19 protein-coding genes are annotated in these 24,507 nt (G+C 72.8%); 4 read left to right on the top strand and 15 right to left on the bottom strand.

Annotated elements, in window-relative coordinates; translation table 11 throughout:
- The first annotated feature begins 38 nt into the window (after positions 1–38).
- Together hrpA and ACWGQ1_RS09880 are read left to right on the top strand one after the other, a co-directional pair.
- Entirely contained in the window at positions 39–3,971 is a 3,933-nt protein-coding gene (gene hrpA, locus ACWGQ1_RS09875) for an ATP-dependent RNA helicase HrpA (protein WP_452312876.1), read from the top strand.
- A gap of 96 nt (positions 3,972–4,067) precedes the next feature.
- On the top strand, positions 4,068–5,012 hold the full coding sequence (locus ACWGQ1_RS09880) for a zinc-binding dehydrogenase (RefSeq protein WP_452312877.1): 945 nt from the start codon (positions 4,068–4,070) through the stop codon (positions 5,010–5,012).
- Positions 5,013–5,087: 75 nt separating this feature from the next.
- On the opposite strand, the gene ACWGQ1_RS09885 is transcribed toward ACWGQ1_RS09880, so the two are convergent.
- From ACWGQ1_RS09885 to ACWGQ1_RS09920, 8 genes are all read right to left on the bottom strand, one after another.
- Positions 5,088–5,792 carry an alkylhydroperoxidase domain protein gene (locus tag ACWGQ1_RS09885; protein ID WP_452312878.1) on the bottom strand — a complete coding sequence of 235 codons (705 nt, stop codon included), beginning with the start codon at positions 5,790–5,792 and terminating at the stop codon, positions 5,088–5,090.
- Positions 5,789–6,436, bottom strand: coding sequence for a CMD domain protein (locus ACWGQ1_RS09890; RefSeq protein WP_247981978.1), 648 nt, complete (start codon positions 6,434–6,436; stop codon positions 5,789–5,791). Before ACWGQ1_RS09890 ends, ACWGQ1_RS09885 begins: the two co-directional genes overlap by 4 nt.
- Positions 6,433–7,479: a putative FMN-dependent luciferase-like monooxygenase gene (locus ACWGQ1_RS09895; RefSeq protein WP_136044170.1), complete on the bottom strand. Its 1,047-nt coding sequence runs from the start codon at positions 7,477–7,479 to the stop codon at positions 6,433–6,435. The genes ACWGQ1_RS09890 and ACWGQ1_RS09895 overlap by 4 nt, the downstream gene beginning before the upstream one ends.
- A complete protein-coding gene (locus ACWGQ1_RS09900) occupies positions 7,476–9,119 on the bottom strand; it encodes a dipeptide ABC transporter ATP-binding protein (protein WP_247981980.1) in 1,644 nt (547 codons plus the stop codon). Before ACWGQ1_RS09900 ends, ACWGQ1_RS09895 begins: the two co-directional genes overlap by 4 nt.
- A gap of 173 nt (positions 9,120–9,292) precedes the next feature.
- Entirely contained in the window at positions 9,293–10,183 is an 891-nt protein-coding gene (locus ACWGQ1_RS09905; RefSeq protein ID WP_452312879.1) for an ABC transporter permease subunit, read from the bottom strand.
- Positions 10,180–11,157, bottom strand: coding sequence for an ABC transporter permease subunit (locus ACWGQ1_RS09910; RefSeq protein WP_452312880.1), 978 nt, complete (start codon positions 11,155–11,157; stop codon positions 10,180–10,182). Before ACWGQ1_RS09910 ends, ACWGQ1_RS09905 begins: the two co-directional genes overlap by 4 nt.
- 16 nt (positions 11,158–11,173) lie before the next feature.
- On the bottom strand, positions 11,174–12,808 hold the full coding sequence (locus tag ACWGQ1_RS09915) for a TIGR04028 family ABC transporter substrate-binding protein (protein WP_136035449.1): 1,635 nt from the start codon (positions 12,806–12,808) through the stop codon (positions 11,174–11,176).
- A 128-nt stretch (positions 12,809–12,936) separates the two neighbouring features.
- Positions 12,937–14,316, bottom strand: a complete 1,380-nt coding sequence (locus ACWGQ1_RS09920) for an NtaA/DmoA family FMN-dependent monooxygenase (protein ID WP_452312881.1) — start codon at positions 14,314–14,316, stop codon at positions 12,937–12,939.
- A gap of 104 nt (positions 14,317–14,420) precedes the next feature.
- On the opposite strand from ACWGQ1_RS09920, the gene ACWGQ1_RS09925 reads away from it, so the two are divergent.
- Together ACWGQ1_RS09925 and ACWGQ1_RS09930 are read left to right on the top strand one after the other, a co-directional pair.
- Positions 14,421–15,416: a Gfo/Idh/MocA family protein gene (locus ACWGQ1_RS09925; protein WP_206253051.1), complete on the top strand. Its 996-nt coding sequence runs from the start codon at positions 14,421–14,423 to the stop codon at positions 15,414–15,416.
- Positions 15,409–16,371, top strand: a complete 963-nt coding sequence (locus ACWGQ1_RS09930) for an NYN domain-containing protein (RefSeq protein WP_136031082.1) — start codon at positions 15,409–15,411, stop codon at positions 16,369–16,371. The genes ACWGQ1_RS09925 and ACWGQ1_RS09930 overlap by 8 nt, the downstream gene beginning before the upstream one ends.
- A gap of 120 nt (positions 16,372–16,491) precedes the next feature.
- Here ACWGQ1_RS09930 and ACWGQ1_RS09935 read toward each other — a convergent pair whose 3' ends face one another.
- From ACWGQ1_RS09935 to ACWGQ1_RS09965, 7 genes are all read right to left on the bottom strand, one after another.
- Positions 16,492–17,499 carry a TIM barrel protein gene (locus ACWGQ1_RS09935; RefSeq protein WP_452312882.1) on the bottom strand — a complete coding sequence of 336 codons (1,008 nt, stop codon included), beginning with the start codon at positions 17,497–17,499 and terminating at the stop codon, positions 16,492–16,494.
- Positions 17,500–17,556: 57 nt separating this feature from the next.
- Positions 17,557–18,408: a TIM barrel protein gene (locus ACWGQ1_RS09940; RefSeq protein ID WP_452312883.1), complete on the bottom strand. Its 852-nt coding sequence runs from the start codon at positions 18,406–18,408 to the stop codon at positions 17,557–17,559.
- Positions 18,409–18,485: 77 nt separating this feature from the next.
- Positions 18,486–19,682: a substrate-binding domain-containing protein gene (locus ACWGQ1_RS09945; RefSeq protein ID WP_372490612.1), complete on the bottom strand. Its 1,197-nt coding sequence runs from the start codon at positions 19,680–19,682 to the stop codon at positions 18,486–18,488.
- A 14-nt stretch (positions 19,683–19,696) separates the two neighbouring features.
- Positions 19,697–20,767, bottom strand: a complete 1,071-nt coding sequence (locus ACWGQ1_RS09950) for an ABC transporter permease subunit (RefSeq protein ID WP_452312884.1) — start codon at positions 20,765–20,767, stop codon at positions 19,697–19,699.
- Positions 20,764–21,864 carry an ABC transporter permease gene (locus ACWGQ1_RS09955; RefSeq protein WP_136044829.1) on the bottom strand — a complete coding sequence of 367 codons (1,101 nt, stop codon included), beginning with the start codon at positions 21,862–21,864 and terminating at the stop codon, positions 20,764–20,766. Before ACWGQ1_RS09955 ends, ACWGQ1_RS09950 begins: the two co-directional genes overlap by 4 nt.
- Complete coding sequence (locus ACWGQ1_RS09960; RefSeq protein ID WP_452312885.1) at positions 21,861–23,381, bottom strand: ATP-binding cassette domain-containing protein; 1,521 nt, start codon at positions 23,379–23,381, stop codon at positions 21,861–21,863. Before ACWGQ1_RS09960 ends, ACWGQ1_RS09955 begins: the two co-directional genes overlap by 4 nt.
- Entirely contained in the window at positions 23,378–24,487 is a 1,110-nt protein-coding gene (locus ACWGQ1_RS09965) for a Gfo/Idh/MocA family protein (RefSeq protein ID WP_136044197.1), read from the bottom strand. The genes ACWGQ1_RS09960 and ACWGQ1_RS09965 overlap by 4 nt, the downstream gene beginning before the upstream one ends.
- Positions 24,488–24,507: the final 20 nt, after the last annotated feature.

Below are 24,507 nucleotides of genomic sequence, written 5' to 3' on the forward strand. Positions count from 1 at the left end.
GATCGTAGGGCGCGCATCCCGGCATACGATGGAGGGCTATGTCCTCCCCCGTGATCTCCTATCCCCCGGAGCTGCCCGTCAGCGCCGCGCGGGAGGAGATCGCCGACGCCGTGCGCGACCACCAGGTCGTGATCGTCGCGGGCGCGACCGGTTCGGGCAAGACCACCCAGCTGCCCAAGATCGCGCTCGAACTCGGGCGCGAGCGCATCGCCCACACGCAGCCGCGTCGCCTGGCCGCCCGCACGATCGCGGAGCGCGTCGCGGAGGAGCTGCACGTCGAGCTCGGCACGCTCGTGGGCTACAAGGTGCGCTTCACCGACAAGGTCTCCGATGCCACGCGCATCGCGCTGATGACCGACGGGATCCTGCTCAACGAGATCCACCGCGACCGGCTGCTCACGCGCTACGACACGATCATCATCGACGAGGCGCACGAGCGCTCCCTCAACGTCGACTTCCTGCTCGGCTACCTCGCCCGCATCCTCCCGGAGCGCCCCGACCTCAAGGTGATCATCACCTCGGCGACCATCGACCCGGAGAGCTTCGCGCGGCACTTCGCCGCCGCCGACGGCACCCCTGCCCCGATCATCGAGGTCTCCGGCCGCACGTACCCGGTGGAGATCCGCTACCGGCCCCTCGTGGACGACGCGGATGAGGAGGCATCGGCATCCGGCGACCCGGAGGACGAGGTGTCCGCGATCGTCGCGGCCCTGCGCGAGCTGGACCGTGAAGCCCCCGGCGACGTGCTGGTGTTCCTGCCCGGCGAGGCCGAGATCCGTGATGCGGCCGATGCGGTGCGCGGCGCCTACGGGAAGGACCGCTCCCCCACCGAGGTGCTGCCGCTGTTCGGACGGCTCTCGGCGGCTGAACAGCACCGGGTGTTCGAGCGGAGTCGCGTGGCGGGTGTGCGACGGCGGGTCGTGCTCGCCACGAACGTCGCCGAGACCAGCCTCACCGTGCCGGGCATCAAGTACGTGATCGACACCGGCACCGCCCGCATCTCCCGGTACAGCAACCGCTCCAAGGTGCAGCGCCTGCCGATCGAAGCGATCTCCCAGGCCTCAGCGAACCAGCGCTCGGGGCGCGCCGGCCGCACGAGCGAGGGCATCGCGATCCGCCTCTATTCGGAGGAGGACTACGACCGGCGCCCGGAGTACACCGAGCCGGAGATCCTGCGCACCTCGCTCGCCTCGGTCATCCTGCAGATGCTGTCGCTGGGGTTCGGCGACATCGAGGCGTTCCCGTTCCTCACCCCGCCCGACTCCCGCGGCGTGAAGGCCGCGTTCGACCTGCTCACCGAGCTGGGCGCGGTCGAGCCGTCGCGGCGGGACGGCTCGACGCATCTCACGCGCGTGGGCCGCGACATCGCCCGCATGCCAATCGATCCGCGGTTCGCGCGCATGCTCCTCGAGGCGGGACGCGACCGCAGCGGCGCCGTCCTGCGCGACGTGCTCGCGATCGTCGCCGGACTCACGATCCAGGATGTGCGGGAGCGTCCGGAGGAGCGCCGCGAGGAGGCCGACCGCCTGCACGCGCGCTTCGCCGACCCCACGAGCGACTTCCTGACCCTGCTGAACCTGTGGAACCACCTGCGCGAGCAGCAGCGCGAGCTGGGGTCGAGCGCGTTCCGCCGGCTGTGCCGCGCCGAGCACCTCAACTACGTGCGCGTGCGCGAATGGTTCGACGTGCACCGCCAGCTGCGCACGCTCGGCAAGAACCCGGAGCGCGGCGCGGAGGCGGGTGGCGCGGCCGACCCCGACGCGATCCACCGCGCCCTGCTGTCTGGTCTGCTGTCGCAGATCGGCATCCTCGACGAGCGCACGGCCCCGGCCGGCAAGAGCCACTCCCCCGCGAAGGACCCGAAGCGCCGGGTGACCGAGTACCGCGGGGCCCGCGGCATCCGGTTCTCGATCTTCCCGGGCTCGGCGCTGCGCAAGAAGAGCCCGCGGGCGGTGATGGCGGCGGAGATCGTGGAGACCTCCCGCACCTTCGCCCGCACGGTCGCCCAGATCGACCCCGCGTGGGCCGAGCCGCTGGCCGGTGACCTCGCGAAGCGTCAGGTCACGGAGCCGCACTGGTCGAAGGATGCCGGCGCCGCCGTCGCCTTCGAGAAGGTGACGCTGTTCGGGGTGGAGATCATCCCCCGCCGCCGCGTGCAGTTCGCCCGCATCGACCGGGCCGCGTCGCGCGAGCTGTTCGTGCGGCACGCGCTCGTGGAGGGCGAGTGGGATCCGTCGCGCATCGACAAGCGGGTGAGCGCGTTCTGGCGCAGCAACGCCGAGCTGCGCCGCCGCCTGGAGAAGCTGGAGGAGCGGGAGCGCCGCCGCGACATCCTCGCCGGCGACGAGGCCGTGTTCCGCTTCTACGACGAGCGCATCCCCGCCGACGTGTTCGATGTGCGCTCGTTCGAGAAGTGGCGGCGCGAGGCGCTCACGACCGCGCCGAAGCTGCTCGTGATGCGCGAGAGCGACCTGGTCGACGAGGCCGACCGCGCCGACCAGCGCGAGTTCCCCACGCGGTGGACGCAGGGCGACCAGGTGCTGGGGCTCGCCTACCGCTTCGAGCCCGGAGCCCCCGACGACGGCGTGAGCGTGGTGCTGCCCCTGCCGCTGCTCGCGCAGATCGAGGACCGCGGCTTCGACTGGCAGGTGCCGGGCCTGCGCGCCGAGCTCGTCACGGGACTGCTGCGCGCGCTGCCCAAGGCCATCCGCCGCCACGTGGTGCCCGCCGCCGACTGGGCGGAGAAGTTCGGCGCCGAGCTGGCCGACCAGGGCCCGGAGTCGCACGAGGGCCTTCCCCCGCGCACGCTCAAGGAGGCACTGGCCCGCCTCATCCAGCCTCTCGCGAACCAGCTCGTGTCGGCCGCGGACTTCGAGGACGACCGCGTGCCCGCGCACCTGCGCATGAACTTCCGCGCCGTGGACGAACGCGGCCGCGTGGTCGGCTCGGGGCGCGACCTCCGGGCACTGCAGACCGAGCTGTCGGACCGCGCCCGCAGCAGCGTCGCCCGCTCCATCGCGGCGCCGTCACGACGCGCGAGCCCGACCGCGGCGGCGGGCGCCGAGCGCGTCGCGGCCGCCCCGGTGGAGCAGACCGGGCTGACCGCGTGGACCTTCGGCGACCTGCCCGAGGTGCTCGACACCCGGGTCGCCGGCGGCGTCGTGCGCGGCTACCCGGCGATCGTCGACGCGGGCAAGAGCGTCTCCGTACGCGTGGAGGCGACCGCGGAAGCCGCCGCGACCGCGACCAGGGACGGCGTGCTCCGGCTGGTGCTGCTCACGGTGCCCTCACCGTCGTCGTACGTGCAGGAGCATCTGACGAGCCAGGAGAAGCTGGCGCTCGCGGCGTCGCCGTATCCCTCCGCCGCCGCGCTGATCGAAGACGCCAGGGCCGCGGTCGCCCGCCGCGTGATCGACGCGTCGACGGGCGGGCCGGACGGCGCCGGTCGCGGGATCGTGCGCACGGAGGCCGCGTTCGCCCGCGTCCGGGAGGCGGTGTCGGCGGTGCTCGTGGACGAGCTGTTCGCCGCCGTGTCCCTGGTGGCGCGGATCCTGGTCAAGGCGCGCGAGGTCGAGCGGGGCATCAAGGCGCAGAACTCCCTGGCGCTGCTCGGACCGCTGAACGACATCCGCACGCAGCTGAGCGGTCTGCTGCACCCCGGGTTCGTGTCGGCGGCGGGCATCGACCGGCTCGCGCACTACCCCCGCTACCTCGACGGCATGCTCGACCGCCTGAAGACGCTGGCGAACGAGCCGGGCAAGGACCGGGCGCGGCTGACCGAGTTCGAGCGCATGGCGACCGCGTTCACCGAGGCGGGCGGCACGATCCCGCTGCCGCCCGACGCGCCGCCGACGCTGGTGGAGGTGCGGTGGCTGCTGGAGGAGTACCGCGTGAGCGTGTTCGCGCAGCGCCTCGGCACCGCGCAGCCGGTCTCGCCGCAGCGGATCATGAAGGCGTTGTCCGGGCGCTGATCCTGTCCCGGCGCTGATCCTGCCCCGGCGCTGATCCGGTCCGGGCGCTGATCCTGACCGGGCGCCGACGGTGTCCTCCCCGGGTAGCCTGGGGACATGGCCAGCGCGATCGTCTACACCGAGTTCGGCTCCCCCGATGTCCTGCACCTGATGGAGGTGCCCGATCCCGTCGCCGTGCGCGGCGAGGCCGTGGTGCGCATCGAGGCCGCCGGCGCGAACCCTATCGACGCGAAGCTGCGCAGCGGCAAGCGTCCGTCACCGCCGATCACCGAACCGCGGGGCGTCGGCTTCGACGGCGCGGGCGTGGTGGAGGTGCTCGGCGAGGGCGTCGACGGGCTGGAGGTGGGCGACCGCGTCGCGATCCGTGACACGGTCGGCACGTACGCCTCGGCGCTCGCGGTCGAGGCCGACAAGCTGGTGAAGCTCCCCGACGCGGTGACCGCTGCCGAGGGCGCCGCGATCGGCATCCCCGCCGGCACCGCTTATCAGGCGCTGCGCTCGCTCGGCGTGACCGCGGGCGACGTGCTCCTGGTGCACGGCGGCTCCGGCTCGGTGGGTCAGGCGGCGGTGCAGTTCGCGGTGGCCGGCGGCGCGACCGTGATCGCCACCGCGAGCCCCGCCCGGCACGAGCAGCTGCGCGAGCTCGGTGCCCTCCCCGTCGCATACGGAGACGGCCTGCTCGACCGCGTGCGCGCGGCCGCTCCGTCGCCCGTCACGGTGGCGCTCGACTGCGCGGGCACGGACGAGGCCATCGAGACCTCGCTCGCCCTGGTGCCCGATCGCGACCGCATCGCCACGATCGTGCGAGGCCCCGACGCGGCCGACTTCGGCATCCGCGCGTTCTCGGGCGGCTCCCCCGTCCCGCTCACGGAGCAGGAGCTCGCCTGGCGCGCCGAGGCCCTGGAGAAGACCGTGGAGCTGCTGGCGGCGGGCGACTTCACGATCGAGCTCGGCCCGGAGCTCCCGCTCGCCGAGGCGGCGCGGGCCCATGAGCTCATGGAATCCGGCGCCGCCTCGGGCAAGATCATCCTGGTGCCGTAGCCATCATCCTGGTGCCGTAGCCAACACCCTGGTGCCGTAGCCATCACCCTGGTGCCAGAGCCGGGGCCGCCCGGCTCAGGCCGGAGCCACGGGTCGACCGAGCGACAGCATCAGCCGGTTCGCCCAGTTGAAGAACGCGGCGCCGTGCACCACGTCGGCGATCTCGCCGTCGTCGAGCCCCGCGGATCGCAGGAGCGCGATGTGGTCGGCCCCGAACGCGCTGGACGTCTCGGTCAGCGCGACGGAGGCCGCGACGATCGCGTTCCACCGCTCGCCGAGGTGGGCGGACACGCCCTCGTCGAGCAGCCGGTCCACGTCGTCTGGCCGCTTGCTGTGATGGGCCGCGAAGCGCGAGTGCACCGAGGCGCAGAACACGCAGCCGTTGCGCCGCGAGGCCGCGGTGGCCGCCAGCTCACGATCGGCCCTGGGCAGTCCGTCGGCGACGTTGTAGAAGATGTCCTTGTCGACCAGGGTGCGCGCCCGGAGCACCTCGGGGTCGCGCGCGAGCAGACGGAAGTAGTCGTTCTTGGCGCGAGCGGCGTCGACCAGGCCGTCATAGTGCCGCTCGGTCAACTCGTCCTCCGCGAGCGGGGGCACGTGCGGCGTCCACCCGACCTCGGCGCGCGTGAACCCGTGCGGGTGCGGGGCGTCGTCGTGCCGGAGCACGGTGTCGGCGGTGGCGGGCTCGGTGGTGGTGTCGGGATCGGTGGTGTCGGGGTCGGTGATGGCGGGGTCGGTGGTGTCGGGCTCGGTGGTAGCGGTGGCGTCGGTGGTGGTCATGCGGCCTCCTCCTCGGTGGACGCGGCGGTGGGGTCGGTGGTGGCGGTGGTGGCGGTCGCGAGTCCGGCGGCGGCGAGCACGCGGAGCCCGGTCACGACGCGCTGCTGGAACGCCAGGAACGACACGAGCTGCGACACCGTGACGATGCCGTCGGGCGTCCACCCCGCGTCGAGCAGGCGGCCCAGGTCGGCGGCCGAGGCCTCGCGCGGCCGCAGCACCAGCAGGTGCGCGTGGGCGAGCGCGGCGGCCAGTCGCCCGCCCAGAGCGTCCGTGGCGGTGGCGTCCGGCGCATACCTCAGCCCGTCGGTGCTCTCCCCCTGGAGCCCGGCCTCGGTGTACGCGCCGAACGGACCGGTGGCGGCGGCCCCGGCCAGCTCGGCCCTGACCACCGCGGCGCGCTCGGGATCGGCGGCCTCCGCCCGGTCGGCGTAGAACAGCGCGGTCGGGTCGTCGGCGCCGGCGAGCCCGGTCGCGAAGGCCGCGATCAGCTCGCGCTCGGCCTGCGACGCGTGCTGCACCGAGACGGGGCGGAACAGCGCGTCGAAGCTCGCCTGCAGCTGCTCGCGCGTGATCGGACGGCGCCGCCGCAGCGCGTCGAGCCCCGGCGTCACCTCCGCGATGCGGTCGACGATGTCGTCGGTCATGCGTTCTCCTTGAGGGTCGTGTCCGCGGGGGACGGGGTGAGGGCATAGCCGAGTGCCGGGGCGACCTCGGCGGCGAACAGCTCGATCGAGCGCAGCACGTGCTCGTGGGGGGCGTCGACCGAGTGCACCTGGAACGCGACCTCGGTCGCGCGGGACAGCGTCGCGTCGTCCGCGAGCGAGGCGGCCACCTCCTCCGGCGTGCCCAGGTGGGTGTCGAGCGCGGCGATCAGGTCGTCGAGGTCGTCGCCCGGGATCGTCTGCCCCTGGCGGCGGAAGCCCTCCGCGGCGCGCCGCAGCCCGACCTCCGCGAACCGCAGCGCCTCGGCCCTGTCATCCGCCACGAACACGGTGCGCGAGGCCGTGATGCGCGGCGTGACGCCGGCCGGCAGCGCATCGAGGTAGGCGTCGATGATGGGGTCCTGCAGCTCCGACAGCGGCGCGCGGAGGCGCTCGGCCGTGCGCGGCTGCGTGCGCGAGAGCAGCAGCCCGTGGCCGTGCACACCCGCGCGGCTCCCGCCCGCGGCCGAGAACGTCGCCTGCCAGACGCGTGAGGCGAGGTCGCCCGGGTCGGGGTACAGGGTGTTGTCGCCGCCGACGTCCTCACCCGCAAGCGCGTCGAGCAGCACGCGCAGCTTGCGGTCGTACGTGGCGGCCTTGTCGCGCACGTCCTCCCCGAACGGTACGAACGACGAGGGCGTGCCCCCGCTGCCGAGCCCGAGATCGAGACGCCCGCCGGAGAGCAGGTCGGCGACCACCGCATCCTCCGCCACGCGCACCGGGTCTTCCAGGGGCAGCGTGATCACCCCGGTGCCGAGCCGGAGGCGGTTCGTATGCGCGGCCGCGTGCGCCAGGAACACGAGCGGCGACGGCATCCCGCCCTCCGCGGCGCGGAAGTGATGCTGCGCGACCCATGCACGACCGATGCCGTGCCGCTCCGCGTGCTGGAGCTGCGCCGTGGCCAGCGCGTAGCGATCGGCGGGCGACGCATCGTCGAGCAGACGGGTGAAGAACGCCACGGTGGGTGCGGCGGCTGGTGCGGTCATGCGAGGACCTCTCGGCTCTGGGGAGCGTCGCCGACGCCGGGCACGGCGGCGAGCAGCTCCCTGGTGTACTCGTGCTGCGGGTCGTGGAACAGCTCCTCGGTCCGGCCCTCCTCCACCACACGACCGCGGCGCATGACCGACACCGTGTGACTGATGCGCCGCACCACCGCGAGGTCGTGCGAGATGAAGAGGTAGGTGAGCCCGAGCTCGGCCTGCAGCGAGGTGAGCAGCTCGAGGATGCGGGCCTGCACCGTCACGTCGAGCGCGGACACCGCCTCGTCGAGCACCACGATCTCCGGGTCGATCGCGAGGGCACGGGCGATCGCGACGCGCTGCCGCTGCCCGCCCGACAGCTCCCGCGGGGTGCGGCGGGCGACGTCGGCCGGCAGCGCCACCCGGTCGAGCAGGGCGAGTGCGCGCTCCCGCCGTTCGGCCCTGCCTCCGACGCGGAAGTTCTGCAGGGGCTCCGCGACGATGTCGACGACGTGCTGCCGCGGATCGAGCGACGCGAACGGGTTCTGGTACACGAGCTGGATGCGCCGGCGCATCGCGCGTAGCGGCGCCCCCGTCGCGGCCGTCACGTCGGCCCCGGCGACCTCGATCGATCCGGCATCAGGGCGGTGGAACCGGGTGACGAGTCGTGCCGTGGTGGTCTTGCCCGAGCCCGACTCCCCCACGAGCGCGTGCGTGGTGCCGCGGCGCACGCGGAACGACACGTCGTCCACCGCGCGGAACCGCTCGCGACCCGCCACGCGGAACTCCTTCACGAGCCCCTCGGCGACGATCGCGTAGGGGTTCTCGGCGGCGACCGCGGCCGCATCCCGCAGGAACGGCGGTGCGTCCGGCCGGCGGAACCCGGTCGCGAAGGCGGGCGCGTCGGCGAGCAGCTGCCGCGTGTACGGCTCCCGCGGCACCGCGAGCACCGCGTCGCTCGCCCCCTGCTCGACGATGCGGCCGTCCTTGAGCACCACGAGCCGCGCGGCACGGTCGGCCGCGACCCCCAGGTCGTGCGTCACCAGCAGGATGCTCGTCCCCTCCTCACGCTGGAGCTCGTCGAGAAGGTCGAGCACCGTGCGCTGCACCGTGGCGTCGAGCGCGCTGGTGGGCTCGTCCGCGATCAGCAGCCGCGGGCGCAGCGCCACCGCGGTTGCGATCAGCACGCGCTGCCGCATGCCGCCGGACAGCTCGTGCGGATACTGCCGCGCGCGCAGCCCCGGGTCGTCGATGCCCACGCGGTCGAGCAGCTCGATCGCCCTGGCCCGGCGCGACCTCCGGTCGCGGTGCCCGTGCAGGCGCAGGATCTCCTCCACCTGCACCCCGACCGGGCGCACGGGGTCGAGCGAGGTGGCGGGGTCCTGCGGCACGAGCCCGATCTCGGGGCCGCGGATGCTGCGCAGGGCGCGGTCGCTCCAGCCGGAGATGTCGAGCTCGCCGAGGAGCACACGCCCCGCGTCGACGCGACCCCCCTCCGGCAGCAGCCCCAGCAGCGCGTGCGCCGTGGTGGACTTGCCCGACCCGGACTCGCCGACGAGCGCGAGCGTCTCACCCTCGGCGATGTCGAACGAGATGCCGTGCACGACCTCCCGGTCGCCGTACGACACCGTGAGGTCGGTGGCGGTGAGGACGGGGCTCGCGCTCATCGCACTCCCCTTCCCAGGCGATGGCTGATCGTGGTCGTGGACGCAGAGAACGCGCTCATCGCGCTCCCCTTCCGAGGCGGTGGCTGATCGTGGTCGTGGACGCAGAGATCGCGCTCATCGCACTCCCCTTCCGAGGCGGTGGCTGATCGTGGTCGTGGACGCGGAGATCGCGCTCATCGCACTCCCCTTCCGAGGCGGTGGCTGATGCGGTTGGCGCTGAGCACCACCGCGACCACGACGAGGCCGGGGAGGGCGGTGAGCCACCAGGCCGTCGCGATGTAGTTGCGCCCCTCGGCGATCAGCAGGCCCCACTCGGGCGTGGGCGGCGGAGCGCCGTAGCCGAGGAACCCGAGCGTGGAGATGGCGAGGATCGCGGTGCCGAACTGGAGCGCGGCGAGCGCGACGATCGGGGTGAGCGAGTTGGGCAGCACGTGGCGGCGCAGCACGGCGACGAACGTCCCGCCACTGCCGAACGCCGCCTCGACGTACTCGGCGCGCCGCACCCGCGCGACCTCGGCGCGCATCAGGCGCGCGAACGCCGCGACGCTGCCGAGTCCCACCGCGATGGCCGCGTTGACGGTGCCGAACCCGAGCAGGATGATGACCGACAGCGACAGCAGCAGGCCGGGGATCGCCAGGAGCACGTCGACGATGCGCATCAGCACGTCGTCCACGATCCCGCCGACCGATCCGGCGATCGCACCGAGCACCGTGCCCAGGGCGAGGCCGACCGTCACCGCGATCAGCGCGCCGGAGAGCGAGTGCACCGCGCCGTGCACGACCCGGCCGAACAGGTCGCGGCCGAGCGTGTCCGTGCCGAACCAGTGCGCGGCGCTCGGCGGCAGCAGCTTGTCGGCCGGCACGCCCGTGAGCGGGTCGCCCGGCGCGAACACCCCGGGGATCAGCGCCCAGAGCACCGCGAGCGCCACCGCGGCGACGGCCAGGTAGAGCCCCCACGGGCGGCGACGCAGGCCGCGACGGCGCCGCGGGGTCGCGGCGGGGGCGGGGGCCGAGGGGATCGCGGAGACGGCGTCCGCGGTCTCGGCGATCACGGGCGCGGTCATGCGGTGGCCTCCTGCAGCGTGCGGCGGGGTTCGGGGCGACCGCGGCGGGCGGAGGTGCGCTGCCGCGGGTCGATGAGCGGCGTGGCGAGGTCGACCGCGAAGCTGATGAGCACGAAGCCGAGTGCCGACAGCAGCACCACCCCCTGCAGCACCGGGATGTCCTGGTTCGCGACGGCCTGCTCCGTGAGGCGTCCGATCCCGGTCCGGCCGAACACGGTCTCCGTCACGACGGCGCCGCCCACGAGCTCACCGAACAGCACGCCCGCGATCGTGAGCGTCGGCACCGCCGCGTTGCGCGCGACCGAGCGCGTGAGCACCCACGCCGGCGGTGCGCCCTTCGCCCGCAGCACGGTCACGAACGGCTGCGCCTGCACCTGGTCGATCGCCCGCACCAGCACCTGGGCGAGGGGCGCGGAGATCGGCACGGCCAGGGTGAGCACGGGCAGCACGAGACCGCTCACCGGGTCGGCTCCCACGATCGGCACCCAGCCGAGGCCGAACGAGAACACCTGGATGAGCAGGATCCCGAGCCAGAACACCGGCACCGCGACGAAGAGGCCAGGCACCTGGCGCAGTCCCGTGCGCAGCCACGCGAACGGCGCCAGCGACGACAGGCCGGCGATCAGCACGGCCAGCACGAGCGCCACCGCGAGCCCGAGCGACGCGAGCAGCAGGGTCGCGGGCAGCGCCTCGGCCAGCATCGTGCGCACCGGGGTGCCGAACTGCGTCGAGTAGCCGAAGTCGCCGGCGAGGAAGCCGAGCCCGGCGTGCACGTACTGCTCCCACCACGGCAGGTCGGCGCCATAGGTCGCGCGGATCCCGTCGAGCTGCTCCGGCGAGAGCCCGAGGCTCGGGTCGGAGAACTTGATCAGGATCGCGTCGCCCGGCAGGAGCTGCAGCAGGAAGAAGGTGGCCGTGAAGGCCGCGACCAGCACGATCGCGGCCTGCCCGGCTCGCCGGAGGACGAAGCTCATCGCGTCACCGTCGCCCTCAGTGCTCCGCGAGCCAGACGCCGGAGAACGTGGGGCGCCCGACCGACTCGAACGCCACGCCGTGCACGTACGTCGCGGCACCGTAGACCTGCGGCTCCTCGAACAGCGGGATCACGTAGGCCTGCTCGGCGATGTAGTCCTGCACGGCCTGCGACGCGGCGATGCGCGCGTCGGCGTCGGGCTCGGAGGCCACGGCGAGCAGCAGCTCGTCGAGCGTCGCGTCCTGCGAGATCAGCACGTCGCGGTTCTTCGTGAAGTACTGGCTCTTGATCACGTCGAGGTCGGCGCGTCCGACCATCGAGTGATAGAACCCGGTCTTCAGCGGGTCGCGCGTGTCCTCGGCATAGGTGCCGGCATCGCCGGGCTTCACGGTCAGCTCGACGCCGACCTTCGCGAGCTGCTGAGCGATCAGCTCCAGCGTCTGCTTCGACAGCGGCTGCGGCTTCGCCTCGTAGACCGTGATCGCGAGGCGCTCGCCGTCCTTCTCCCTGATGCCGTCGCCTGCGGGCGTCCAGCCGGCCTCGTCGAGCAGCTCCTCGGCCCGGTCGGGGTCGAAGGTGTAGTGCTCCGACTCGTCCTTGTAGCCGACCGCCTGGGAGGACAGCACCGACGTCGCCACCGGGTAGTTCTCGGTGAAGAGCGTGTCGACCACCTCCTGCGCGTTCACGGCCGCGATGATCGCCTGGCGCACGCGGATGTCGGAGAGCAGCGGGTTGTCCGGCCGCAGGGCGATCGAGTTGTTCACGCCGCGGGTCTGCGGGGCGTAGAGCGTGAAGCCGGCGCCCTCCACACGGTCCTCGTCGAACGCCTGCACGTAGCGCACGTAGTCGGCCTGCCCCGCGAGCAGCGAGCCGATGCGCACGGAGTCCTCCGGGGTGATCAGCACGTGCACGGCGTCGAGGTACGGGCGGCCGTCGTTGTCGGCGCTCTCCGGACCCCAGGCGTAGTCGTCGCGCGCGGCGAGGGTGTACTCCGTGCCGAGCTTCTCGTCGGTGACGGTGAACGGACCGGAGCCGACGATGTCGGCCGCATTGCCCGCGCCGAAGTCCTCGATCGTGCCGTCGAGCGTGTCGGGTGACAGCAGGCCGGAGTTGATGGTGGACGTGGCCTGCAGGAACCCGGGCGACGGGGCGGAGAAGCGGAACGTGACGGTGTCCTGGTCGACCACCTCGCTGCCGGCGTAGTTGTTGATCGCCTCGGACACGGTGAGCCCGCGGTCGGCGTCGCCCAGGCCGTAGGTGTCGAAGTTCTTCGCGACGGCGTCGGCGTCGAGGGGCGTGCCGTCCGAGAAGGTGACGCCGGGGTTCAGGTCGAACGTGTACTCGGTGGCGTCGTCGTTCACGGTCCAATCCGCGGCGACCCACGGCTCGATCTCGAGCGTCTCCGGGTTCTGCCACGTGAGCCGGGCGGCGATGTTGTTGACGATGCCGCCGTTCGGGTAGAAGCCGGCCTGCGGCGGGTACAGGTTCGTGTAGGCCTGGTGCTCCAGGTACGTGAGCGTGCCGCCCGCGACAGGGGCCCCGGCGTCGGTCGGTGTGCCGGCGGGGGCGGCGGAGGTCGCGCACGCGGCGAGGCTCCCGGCCAGGACGAGGGGCAGCGCGACGGCGGCGGTACGGATCAGGCGGCGGTTCATGCGGAGGACTCCTCGGGGGTGCGGGTGGGTGCAGGTGGGTACGGGTGCGGCGTGGGGTTCACGCTAGGAAGCGGCGGGCGGTGCGCGCCGGGCGGCGGACGCGGAAGGTCGCCCGGCGACACCCGCGGTCACGCATCGACACGCGACGTCACACGCAGGCGGTCGCGCAGCGTGATCGCGCCGTCACCGTGCTCGCGCAGCAGTCCGCGTCGCCGCAGCTCGGGCGCCGCCAGGTGCGTGAACGCCTCGAACTGCGCGGGCTGGAACGCCGAGAGCACGTTGAACCCGTCGGCCGCTCCCGCGTCGCGCCACGTCTCGAAGTGGTCGGCGACCGCGGCGGCGTCACCGACCACGAACGCGGCGGGCACGGCGTGCGCGGCGACCAGATGCCGCCAGGTGAGGGCTGCGTCGGCGCCGATGCCGAGACCCGCGAGGTGGGCCACGCGCTCGATCAGGGCGGCCCCTCGTCCGCCGAGGCGCAGCGCCTCGGCGGGAGCGACGGGGGCGTCGAAGGCCGCGACGCGCAGGGGGTCGTCCCCCGGCACGTCGAAGGCGTCCGCGAGCGCCGCGACCGTGCGGTTCGCCGGGAACCCGGGGCGCTCGACCTGATGCCCCTCCGCGAGCGGCACGAGCGCGAGCAACCGCGCCACGATGCGCTGCGCCTCGGCGTGCGTCTCGGCGACCACGGGCAGCACGGGCGCGATCACCCGCAGTTCCTCCGGCGAGCGCCCGGCCTCCGCCGCGACCTCCCGCAGCCCCCGCCGCGTGGCGACCGCGTCGGCCAGGGTCGGCGAGGCGATGAGGGCGAGGTCGGCCGCGGTCGCGGCGAGCGCACGCGACCGCGGCGACGTGCCGGCGTGCACCACCGGGATGCGCCCCTGCGGCGGCCGTGCGACGTTGAGCGGTCCCGTCACGCGCACGTGCGCGCCCTCCAGGTTCGCGGCGCGCAGCCGGTCGGCGTCGATCAGCACCCCGCGTTCGGCGTCGGCGATCCAGGCGTCGGCGTCCCACGAGTCCCAGAGCCGGCGCAGCGCCGTGACGAACTCCTCCGCCCGGTCGTAGCGGGTCTCGTTGTCGGCGTGCGCCTCGCGTCCGTGGTTGCCCGCCGCGCGCGGCTCGGCCCCGGTGACCAGGTTCACCCCGGCGCGTCCGCCCGAGAGCACGTCGAGCGACGCCAGCGACCGCGCGGTCGTGTACGGATCCGCGTAGGTCGTGTTGACGGTCGCGATGAGCCCGATGCGCGAGGTGAGGCCGGCGAGGAACAGCACGGCGCTGACCGGGTCGATGCGCGCGAGCAGGTACGGGTCGCGGAACTCCAGGTCGGGGCCCGTCGCGAGCCAGTCGCCGAAGAACAGGTAGTCGAGCCCGGCCTCCTCGCCCGCCGCGGCGATGCGCCGCAGGACATCGGCGTCGCGTGCGGGGTCGCGGTGTGCTCCGGGGTGACGCCAGCCGGACGGGTAGGCACCGAGCGTGCGCACCATGGCGCCGATCACGAGGGGTTCGGTCATGCCGTCACGCTAGGAGCGCGGGACGGCGGCGACCACGGCGCGGAAGCCGGGGGTCACGCGACGTCACACGGCGACATGTCCACCCCACCCTCTACGCTGAGAGGATGACTGGTCTTCGTTGGGGAATCCTCGCGACCGGCGGCATCGCCGGCGCCTTCGCTTCCGATCTGCGCACGGCGGGCCTCGACCTGGTCGCGGTCGGCTCGCGCTCGCAGGAGTCCGCCGACGCGTTCGCCGCGCGGTTCGACATCCCGCACGCGCACGCCTCGTACGAGGCGCTCGTGGCAGATCCCGACGTCGACATCATCTACGTCTCCACACCCCATCCGATGCACCACGAGAACGCCCGGCTCGCCCTGGAGCACGGCAAGCACGTGCTGGTCGAGAAGGCGTTCACGCTGAACCAGGCCGAGGCCGCCGACCTGCAGGCGCTCGCCGCCGAGCGCGGCCTGCTGGTCACCGAGGCCATGTGGACCAGGTATCTGCCGCACATGGTGCGCATCCGCGAGCTGATCGCCGAGGGGGCGCTGGGCGAGATCCGCACCGTGAGCGCCGACCACACGCAGCTCCTGCCGACCGACCCGGCGCACCGCCTGAACGCGCTGGAGCTGGGCGGCGGCGCGCTGCTCGACCTCGGCATCTACCCGATCTCGTTCATCTGGGACATCCTGGGTGCCCCCACCAGCATCCGCGCGGTGGGCCGCCTGGTCGAGACGGGCGCCGACTCCGAGGTCGCCACGGTCATGACGCACGAGGGCGGCGCAGTGTCGACCAGCCTGTCGTCCTCGCGCGGCGCGGGCCCCAACGCGGCGAGCATCGTGGGCACCGCCGCCCGCATCGACATCGATCGCGTCTGGTACGCGCCCACCACGTTCCGTCTGGTGCTGCCCGACGGCACGGTCGCGGAGGAGTACGTGACCGACATCACCGGGCGCGGGATGCAGTTCGAGGCGATCGCGGCGGAGCGTCTCGTGGCCGAGGGGAACCTCGCCGGCGACATCCTCCCGATCGCCGAGAGCGTCGCGATCATGGGGGCGCTCGACGAGATCCGCGCCCAGATCGGCGTCCGCTACCCCGGCGAGGAGGACCACCGTGGCTGAGACCCCCGACGCCCGTGTCGCGGTCTACCTCGACTTCGACAACATCGTCATCTCCTGGTACGACCGCGTCCACGGCCGCAACTCGTACGGCAAGGACCGCCAGCGCATCACCGAGAACCCCAACGACCCCGAGGTCGCCGAGCGGTTGAACAGGGCGATGATCGAGGTCGGCGCCATCATCGACTACGCCGCCTCGTTCGGCACCCTCGTGCTCACCAGGGCCTACGCCGACTGGTCGTCGCCCGTGAACGCCGAGTACCGCTCGCAGCTCGTGGCCCGTGCGGTCGACCTGGTGCAGCTGTTCCCGGCCGCCGCGTACGCCAAGAACGGCGCCGACATCCGGCTCGCGGTCGACGCGGTGGAGGACATGTTCCGCCTGCCCGACCTCACCCACGTGGTGATCGTGGCGGGCGACAGCGACTACGTGCCGCTCGCGCAGCGCTGCAAGCGCCTCGGCCGCTACGTGATCGGGGTCGGCGTGGCCGGCTCCACCGCGAAGTCGCTCGCCGCCGCGTGCGACGAGTTCGAGTCGTACGACTCGCTGCCCGGTGTCGCCCGCCCGGCGAAGAGCGTGAACCGCACGCCCGCGGAGGCCCCGGCGGAACTCGCGGCCCCACCGGCGGACACCGCGACCAAGCCGAAGGCGGCACCCAAGACGCGCGCGAAGGCCAAGGCCGCGAAGACCGAGGAGCCCAAGGTCGAGGAGAAGATCGACGACCAGGGCGAGGCCACGCGTCTGCTGGAGCGGGCGCTGCGCCTCGGGCACGACAAGGCCGATGCCGACGAGTGGCTGCACAGCTCAGCGGTCAAGACGCACATGCGCCGCATGGACCCGTCCTTCAGCGAGAAGGCGCTCGGCTACCGGTCGTTCTCCGACTTCCTGAAGTCGCGCGACGACATCGCCGAGCTCGAGGAGACGGGGCACGAGCGCCTCGTCCGCCTGCGCGAGCCCTGATCCCCCCGCCTGCGCGAGCCCTGATCCACCCGCCTGCGCGGGGCCTCATCCCCCCGCCTGCGCCGGGCCTGATCCACCCGCCTGCGCGGGGCCTGATCCATCCAGGCCGAGGTCCGGCCCTCACTGGTTGCTGAAGGCGGCGTCGAACGCGGCCTCGGGCGGCGGCCACAGCAGCGACCGCACGAAGCCGAGCGCTTCGGGGGCACCGTGGAGCCGGTCCATGCCGGCGTCCTCCCACTCGATCGAGATCGGGCCGTCGTAGCCGATCGCGTCGAGCGCCCGGAAGGCGTCCTCCCACGGCACGTCACCGTGACCGGTCGACACGAAGTCCCAGCCGCGCCGCGGGTCGCCCCACGGCAGGTGCGACCCGAGCACGCCCGCCCGGCCGTTGTGCGGACGCATCCGGGTGTCCTTGCAGTCCACGTGGTAGATGCGGTCGGCGAAGTCGACGATGAACCCGACCGGGTCGATGTTCTGCCACATCATGTGCGAGGGGTCCCAGTTGAACCCGAACGCCTCGCGGTGGTCGATCGCGTCGAGCGCACGCACGCTCGACCAGTAGTCGTAGGCGATCTCACCCGGGTGCACCTCGTGCGCGAACCGCACGCCCTCGCCGTCGAACACGTCGAGGATCGGGTTCCAGCGGTCGGCGAAGTCCTGGAACCCCTGCTCGATCACGGCGACGGGCACGGGCGGGAACATCGCCACGTAGGGCCAGATCGACGAGCCGGTGAAGCCCACGACCGTGTCGACCCCGAGCTTGCGGGCGACCCGGGCGGCGCGCGTCATGTCCTCGGCCGCTCGCTGCCGCACCCCTTCGGCCTCGCCGTCGCCCCACACGTACGGGCGCAGGATGCCCTGATGGCGGAAGTCGATCGGGGCGTCGCACACGGCCTGGCCCGCCAGGTGGTTCGAGATCGCGAAGAGCCGCAGGCCGTGTCGGTCGAGGATCTCGCGGCGCGAGGCGAGGTAGGCGTCGTCCTCGTCGGCGCGGCGCAGGTCGAGGTGGTCCCCCGATGCCGCGACCTCCAGCCCGTCGTAGCCCCACTCGGCGGCGAGCCGGGCCACCTCCTCGAACGGCAGGTCGGCCCACTGGCCGGTGAACAGGGTGACCGGACGAGTGCTCATGGATCCTCCTTGGTCGCGGGTACGGGGTACGGGGCGGGGGCGGGCGGGGTCGCGGGGTCAGGCACCGAGGGCGCGCAGATGGGCGATGCTGCGCGCGGCGAGCTCGTCCTGGCTCGCAGCGAGCGGGCGCCACACCGACGCCGCGACCGCGATCGTCGCGTTCTCGCCGGTGAAGCTCTCCAGCCCGAGCACCCCGCGGTAGCCCGCGTCGTCGAGCGCCGCGAGGATGCCCGGCCAGTCGGTGTGGTCGTCGCCCACCGCCCCGCGGTCGCTGCCGCACACCTGCACGTGGGCGATCGCGGATCCCGCGGTCCTGATCGCGTCGGCCGGCCGCTTCTCCTCGATGTTGAGGTGGTACGTGTCGAGGGCGAGCCCCACGCCCGCGCCCAGCAGCGGCTCGAGCGCGTCGAGGCTCTGCGCGACCGTGTTGAGCACGCTCGTCTCATACCGGTTGAGGGGCTCGACGGCGAGGATGAGCCCGGCGGCCGCCGCCTCGTCCGCCAGGGGCGCCAGGTTCTCCCGCAGCTCGGCCACGACCGCGGTGCGCTCCCCCGCGTCCATCCGCCAGGTCGCCCCGGTGGGCGCATAGAACGGACCGGCCACGACCGGGGAACGGAGGATCGCGGCCGCGTCGAGGCAGGCGCGCAGGTAGTCCTGCGTCGCCGGCACGTCGCCCGCGCGTGCCACGAGCGACCGCCCCTGCCCCATCGCGCCGACCAGGACCGCGCCCATCCCGAGGTCGTCCAGCACGGCACGCGCCCGCACGGGATCCCAGTCGCCGGGGTTCTCCAGCGGCAGTTCCAGGGCGTCGTAGCCCATCCGTGCGGCGGTGTGCGCGAGCGGCCCCAGCGTCTCGTCGGTGAGCGGAGACGTCCACACCCAGGTGTTGACGGCGATCGTGCGGGGCATCGTTGTCCTTCGATCAGGGAGTCGCTCCCACCCTCCCACCCCGGTGACACGGAGCGGAAGGGCGGGAGCGCAGGCGGTTACGGGATCTGCCGCTCCTGCCACACCGTCGGGTAACCGGGGAGGTTCTCCCCGCCGAACTTGGCGTAGTGGCCGTCGGGCATGCCCTCGTTCGCCGCCAGGTAGTCGTCCAGCTCCGCCTCGGTGATGGGCTTCTGCGGCAGCACCCACTCCTTCGGCACCTCCTGGCCGGCGAAGATCATCTGCGCCGCGAGCAGCGGGGTGCGCCACTGGAAGTTCGAGTACACCGGGGCGAGGCCGGTGAGGCCCGTGTCCTTCCACTTGCGAAGGAAGCTCATCTCGTCCTCACCGGTCATGACCGGGTAGTCCGCGCCGGCGTCCTCGAACGCCTCGATGGCCGCGACGGCGCCGTCACCGGCGTCCATCCAGATGCCGTCGACGTCGCCCTTGGCGAGCTCGTCGCTGATGATGCTCTTGATCTCCGCCGGGTCGGCGCCCGTGAAGTAGTCCACGGCCTCGATGCCCGCCTCGTCGAACAGCTTCTCGGCACCGGCCCAGCGGTGCTCCAGCACGTCGACGCCGGGGAGGATGCGCAGGGCCACGACCTTGTCGCCCTCCTCCAGGTTGTCGATCAGGAACTCGGCCGTGTCGATGCCCCAGGCGAAGCCGCCGATGGGGTGGATGAAGGTGACGGGGCAGTCGGTGTTCACACCGCGGTCGAACACCACCACGGGCTTCCCGGTCTCGCACGCCCGGTCGACGGCGGGCGTCATCGCCGCCGTGCTGTTCGGCGAGATGAGGAACACGTCGCAGTTCCCCTCCGAGATGAAGTAGTCGATGTCGGCGATCTGCGTGTCATCGGAGTCCTGCGCGTCGCGCGTCTCCATCTCGCTGATCGCCCCGGCCTCCTGCAGCGCCTTGAGCTGCTCGTTCATGGTGATCCAGCCCGTCTGCCGCCACGGGTTGGAGATCGAGGCGTTCGCGAAGCAGGCCTTCTTGGCCCCGGCGCTGGCGAACTCGGACGTGTCGACCATCTCGGCGTTGATGTGCTGCAGGTAGGGCTCGTCGGCGGGACCCTGGGGTTCCACGCCGCGCTCCTCGTCCTGCTTGTCGAACAGCTCCTGGTCGAACCACTCGGTCGTCTCCGCCGCCTGCTCGGGGTTCTCCGACTCCGCCGGCGCCACGGACGGGTCGGTCGTGCACCCGGCGAGCGCGATGAGGCCGAAGAGGGCCACCCCGGCGGTGGCGATCTTCATCGATCGTCGCATTGCTAATCTCCTCTGGTTTCTGTGTGGATGGTGCGTGAGGTCGTGGCGGCCCCGTGGGTCACGGGCGCCGCTGGTTGGGGTTCCGCGGGCTCCGGCGCCGCGGATTGGGGGCCGCGTGCGCGGCGGGCACGGAAGGCGACGGCGGAGTAGGCCACCGCCGCGATGATGATGACGCCCTGCACGGCGTCGCGCAGCGTGGACGGCACGCCCGCGATGTTGAGGAGCATGAACAGCGCCTCGAGCGTGAACGCCCCGGCGACCGCGCCCACGATCCAGCCCCGGCCACCGCCGAGCACGACGCCGCCGAGCACGACCGCCGTGATGGCGGTGAACTCGTAGCCGCGGCCGACCGACGGGTGCACGCCCGCATAGCCGACCAGCAGCACGGCCGACAGCGTGGCCGAGAGCGAGGAGATCACGAACGCGCGCGTGGTGACCCAGGCGCGGCGGGCACCGGCGTAGTCCACGGCCCTGGCGTTGTCGCCGATGGCGATGAGGGTCTTGCCGAGCGGCCGCTTCGTGAGGACGATGCCCAGCGCGAGCCACACGATCAGCAGCAGCACCGCCCACGGGATGAAGTCCAGCAGCGGCACGTCGCGCAGGCCGCCACGTCCGATCTCGCGGAAGCTGTCGGCGGGGTTTCCGGTGGCCGCTCCCCCTGTCCACCACATCACCCCGCCGAGCAGCGCGAGCATCATGCCGAGCGTCACGATGAACGACGGCACCTTCAGCAGCGTCGTGATCAGGCCGTTCACGAGCCCGACGGCCACCGCGAAGACCACCATGAGCAGCAGCACCGGGATGGTGCGGGCGTCGTCCTGGCCCACCAGGTTGCCGGCGATGATGACCTGCGCCGTGATGAGCGAGCCCTGCGACAGGTCGAACTCGCCGGCGATGATCACGAAGTACTGCCCGATCGCGACGATGGCGATGGGTGCGACCCGCTGCAGGAACCGCATGAACTGCCCCGGCTCGGCGAAGCTCGGGTTGAGGATCGTGACCGCGACGAGCAGCACCACCAGCAGCAGGAACACCGCGCCGCGCGGGCTGACGAGGGTGCGCAGGGCCTTCATGAGCGCGTTCCTTCGGTCGTGGAGCCGGGACTGGGCGCGAGCTCCCGCGCCGCCGCCGCCATGTCGGCCTCCGCGGCTCTGGCCGCCGCATCGCCCCCGGTGCGCGTGCCCCCGGCGCCGAAGCGCGGGCGACGCCGCACGATCGCGCGACGGCTGTACACCGCGACCGCCGCGACGATGACCACGCCGCGCACCACGTCCTTCAGGAACGGGTTCACCTGCAGCACGCTCATCACGTTGTCGACCACCGCGAGGATCGCGACGCCGCCGATCGTGCCCCAGATGGAGCCGCGGCCGCCGAGGAGCAGCGTGCCGCCCAGCACGACCGCGGCGATCGAGAGCAGCGCATAGCCGCCCTGCTGCCCCACAGTCGGGCTCCCGACGCCGAGGCGGCTCGCGAGCAGCAGTCCGGCGAGCCCCGCGAACACGGAGCACAGCACGTGCGCCCAGATCAGCGGCATCCGCGTGCGCACGCCGCTGAGCCGTGCGATCTCCGGGTCGCCGCCGACGGCGTACAGGTGCGCGCCGGTGCGGGTGCGGTTCAGCAGCACCCAGACCACCACGGCGAGCACGATCATGATGATCGTCGACACCGGGACGGGCCCGACGCCGGTGGCGCCGATCAGCTGGAACGCCCAGGGGACGTTGCCCGCCGAGCCCTCGAAGTTCGTGTTGAGGATGCCCTGGAGGATCAGCCCCACGCCGAGCGTGGCGATGAAGCCATTCACCTTGAGCACCGTCACGATCACGCCGTTGAGCAGCCCGATGCCCGCGCACACCAGCAGCGTGACGGCCACGGCGACCGGGATGTTGCCGGGGTTGCCGTTCATCAGGGTGGCCGCGAGCAGGCTCGACAGGCTGATGACGTAGGTGACGGAGAGGTCGAGCGACGCCCCGAGCACCACGAGCGTCTGCCCGATCGCGACCAGTCCGAGCACGCTCATGCCGGTCAGCACGTCGCGGATGTTGCCGGGGCTGAGGAAGTTGCGGCCGACGGTCGCGACGAGGATCGCCCCGACCACGAGGGTCAGCACGAGGATGCCGAGCACGATCACGGTGGAGTCGATGCGCAGCCGGGGGCGGGTGGCGGTGGTCATCGCTGGCCTCCCTCGGTCGAGGGGCGCGCATCCGCACCGGTCGCCGCGGCGAGGATCTCGTGCTCCGCGGAGCCCGCGGGCAGCTCGGCGACCAGCTCCCCGTCGTGCATCACCAGGATGCGGTCGCTCATGCCGATCACCTCCGGCAGCTCGCTCGAGACCATCAGCACGGCCGTGCCCTGCGCCGCGAGCTGGCGCATCAGCTCGTACACCGCGTACTTCGCGCCCACGTCGATGCCGCGTGTCGGCTCGTCGAACAGCACGATCTGCGGTCCGGTGAGCAGCCACTTCGCGAGCACGACCTTCTGCTGGTTGCCGCCGGAGAGGTACCGCACCTCCTGGTCGAGCCCGCGCGACGACACCTCCAGCGCGCTGAGCACGCCGGGCACCTCGCGGCGCGACGCGGCCGTGCGCCCGGCGAACACGCTGCGCACGACCAGCAGGGCGTTGTCGAGCACCGACTGGCCGAGCGCGAGGCCCTGCGCCTTGCGGTCCTCCGACACGAGCGCGAGCCCCGCACGGACGGCCGCCCGGGGGCCGGTGATGCGCACGGGGGCGCCGTCGATGCGCATCGTGCCGCGCGTGAACGCCTGGATGCCGAACACGCCCTCCACGAGCTCCGTGCGTCCGGAGCCCTGGAGCCCGGCGACGCCGACGATCTCGCCGGCGCGCAGCGTGAGCGACACCCCGTCCACGTAGGCGTTGCCGCAGCCGTCGAGCTCGAGCCGCGGCTCCCCCACCTCGGTGCCCTCGAGCGCGTCGGGGAAGTACGACTGGATGGAGCGGCCGACCATGCGCCGCACGAGCTCGTCGGTCGTGAGCGCCGCGGTGTCGTCGGTGGACACGAGGGCGCCGTCCTTGAGGATGGTGATGCGGTCGCAGAGGTCGAAGATCTCCTTGAGCCGGTGCGACACGTAGAGCACCGCGACCCCGCGCGAGGTGAGCCGGCGGATGATGGCGTACAGCAGCTCGACCTCGCGGTCGCTGAGCGCCGCCGTCGGCTCGTCCATCGAGATGACCCGGGCGTCGAACGACAGGGCCTTCACGATCTCGACGATCTGCTGCTCGGCGACGGTGAGCGCGCCGACGCGGGCCTGCGGGTCGATGAACGACACTCCGAGGTCGTCGAGCAGTGCGCTCGTCTTCGCGTTCATGCCGCGCACGTCCACGAAGCCCGCCCGGCGCGGCTCGCGTCCGAGGTACACGTTCTGCGCGACCGTGCGCTCGGGCAGGAGCGTGAATTCCTGGAACACGGTCACGATGCCCGCGTCCATGGCCTGCCGCGGGTGCGCGTGGTGCACCTCTTCGCCGAGGTACGTCAGGGTGCCCTCGTCGGCGGGCTGCACTCCGGCGATGATCTTCATGAGCGTGGACTTTCCCGCACCGTTCTCGCCCACGAGGCCGTGCACCTCACCCGGTCGCACGTCCAGGTCGACGCCGTGCAGCACCTCCACGCCGAAGAACGACTTGCGGATGCCGCGCGCCGCGAGCACGGGCTGCGTCGTCGTGGCGGTCATGCCGTCACCTCCACCCATCGGCCGTCGTGCGCCGCCGAGTCGAGCACGGCTTCGGTGAGCACGGCGGAGCGGTGTCCGTCGGCGAAGGTCGGGAGTCCGTCCGGTCGGGCCCCGCCGATCGCGGCGTACACGTCGGCGACGAAGCCGTTGAACGCGTCCTGGTAGCCCATCGCATGCCCCGCTGGCACCCGCTGCAGCCGGGCCGCATCGGCGCCGGCGGTCGCGGGGTCGCGCAGCAGCAGCCGGGACTCCTCGCGCATCCCGACCCAGAGCTCCTCCGGGCGCTCCTGCTCGAAGCGCAGGCTCTGCCGCGAGCCGTGCAGCTCCAGGGTGAGGGCGTTCTTCCGCCCCGGTGCCATCTGCGAGATGAGCAGCGTGCCGAGCGCGCCGGAGCCGGTCTCGACGAGCACGGCGACGAGGTCCTCGGTGTCGACGGCGTGCCCGCCGCGCTCCGCGTAGACGCGGCGGCTGCGGGCGCTGAGGGCACGGATGCGCTCTCCCGTGACGAACTCGATCAGGTCGCACAGGTGCGAGCCGATGTCGGCGAAGGCGCGCGAGGCGCCGCCTGCCTCAGACCTCACGCGCCAGTCGTCGTCGCCGGGCAGCAGCATCCAGTCCTGGAGGTAGGAGCAGTCGAGGGTGAGCAGGTCTCCCGCCTCTCCCCTGGCGATGCGGGCCCTGGCCTCGCGCACCATGGGGTGGTAGCGGTAGATGAAGGGGACGGCGCCGATGAGGCCGGCCGCGGCGGCCGCCTCCGCGAGCTCGCGGGCATCGTCCGCGGTGGTCGCGAGCGGCTTCTCGCAGATCACGTGCTTGCCGGCGTGCAGCGCGCGGCGCGCGAGGTCGGCGTGCGTGGCGTTGGGGGTGCAGATGTGCACCACGTCGATGTCGTCGGCGTCGAGGAGGGCGTCGGCGTCGACCTCCGCCCGCTCGGCCCCCAGGGCCTGCGCCGCATCGCGTCCGCCCGCGGCCGACCGGGTGGCGATCGCCCGCAGCTCTCCCCCTGCGTCGCGCGCTGCCGCGCGGTGGACGCGGGCCATGAATCCCCCGCCGAGGATGCCGGCTCGGATCGTCCCGAGACCGGTGTCTGTGACATCCGTTGTCATGTCGGGGAGTCTGACACACC

The sequence above is a fragment of the Microbacterium sp. NPDC055599 genome, assembly GCF_053618975.1.

Bases quoted from the DNA above. Each gene is read 5' to 3' on its own strand.
- ACWGQ1_RS09925 (WP_206253051.1), top strand. From the start codon at position 14,421: ATGACTGGTCTTCGTTGGGGAATCCTCGCGACCGGCGGCATCGCCGGC.
- ACWGQ1_RS09900 (WP_247981980.1), bottom strand. From the start codon at position 9,119: ATGAGCGCGAGCCCCGTCCTCACCGCCACCGACCTCACGGTGTCGTAC.
- ACWGQ1_RS09915 (WP_136035449.1), bottom strand. From the start codon at position 12,808: ATGAACCGCCGCCTGATCCGTACCGCCGCCGTCGCGCTGCCCCTCGTC.
- ACWGQ1_RS09910 (WP_452312880.1), bottom strand. From the start codon at position 11,157: ATGAGCTTCGTCCTCCGGCGAGCCGGGCAGGCCGCGATCGTGCTGGTC.
- ACWGQ1_RS09945 (WP_372490612.1), bottom strand. From the start codon at position 19,682: ATGAAGATCGCCACCGCCGGGGTGGCCCTCTTCGGCCTCATCGCGCTC.
- ACWGQ1_RS09885 (WP_452312878.1), bottom strand. From the start codon at position 5,792: ATGACCACCACCGACGCCACCGCTACCACCGAGCCCGACACCACCGAC.
- ACWGQ1_RS09905 (WP_452312879.1), bottom strand. From the start codon at position 10,183: ATGACCGCGCCCGTGATCGCCGAGACCGCGGACGCCGTCTCCGCGATC.
- ACWGQ1_RS09960 (WP_452312885.1), bottom strand. From the start codon at position 23,381: ATGACCGCCACGACGACGCAGCCCGTGCTCGCGGCGCGCGGCATCCGC.
- ACWGQ1_RS09880 (WP_452312877.1), top strand. From the start codon at position 4,068: ATGGCCAGCGCGATCGTCTACACCGAGTTCGGCTCCCCCGATGTCCTG.
- ACWGQ1_RS09935 (WP_452312882.1), bottom strand. From the start codon at position 17,499: ATGAGCACTCGTCCGGTCACCCTGTTCACCGGCCAGTGGGCCGACCTG.
- ACWGQ1_RS09890 (WP_247981978.1), bottom strand. From the start codon at position 6,436: ATGACCGACGACATCGTCGACCGCATCGCGGAGGTGACGCCGGGGCTC.
- hrpA (WP_452312876.1), top strand. From the start codon at position 39: ATGTCCTCCCCCGTGATCTCCTATCCCCCGGAGCTGCCCGTCAGCGCC.
- ACWGQ1_RS09965 (WP_136044197.1), bottom strand. From the start codon at position 24,487: ATGACAACGGATGTCACAGACACCGGTCTCGGGACGATCCGAGCCGGC.
- ACWGQ1_RS09920 (WP_452312881.1), bottom strand. From the start codon at position 14,316: ATGACCGAACCCCTCGTGATCGGCGCCATGGTGCGCACGCTCGGTGCC.
- ACWGQ1_RS09940 (WP_452312883.1), bottom strand. From the start codon at position 18,408: ATGCCCCGCACGATCGCCGTCAACACCTGGGTGTGGACGTCTCCGCTC.
- ACWGQ1_RS09955 (WP_136044829.1), bottom strand. From the start codon at position 21,864: ATGACCACCGCCACCCGCCCCCGGCTGCGCATCGACTCCACCGTGATC.
- ACWGQ1_RS09895 (WP_136044170.1), bottom strand. From the start codon at position 7,479: ATGACCGCACCAGCCGCCGCACCCACCGTGGCGTTCTTCACCCGTCTG.
- ACWGQ1_RS09950 (WP_452312884.1), bottom strand. From the start codon at position 20,767: ATGAAGGCCCTGCGCACCCTCGTCAGCCCGCGCGGCGCGGTGTTCCTG.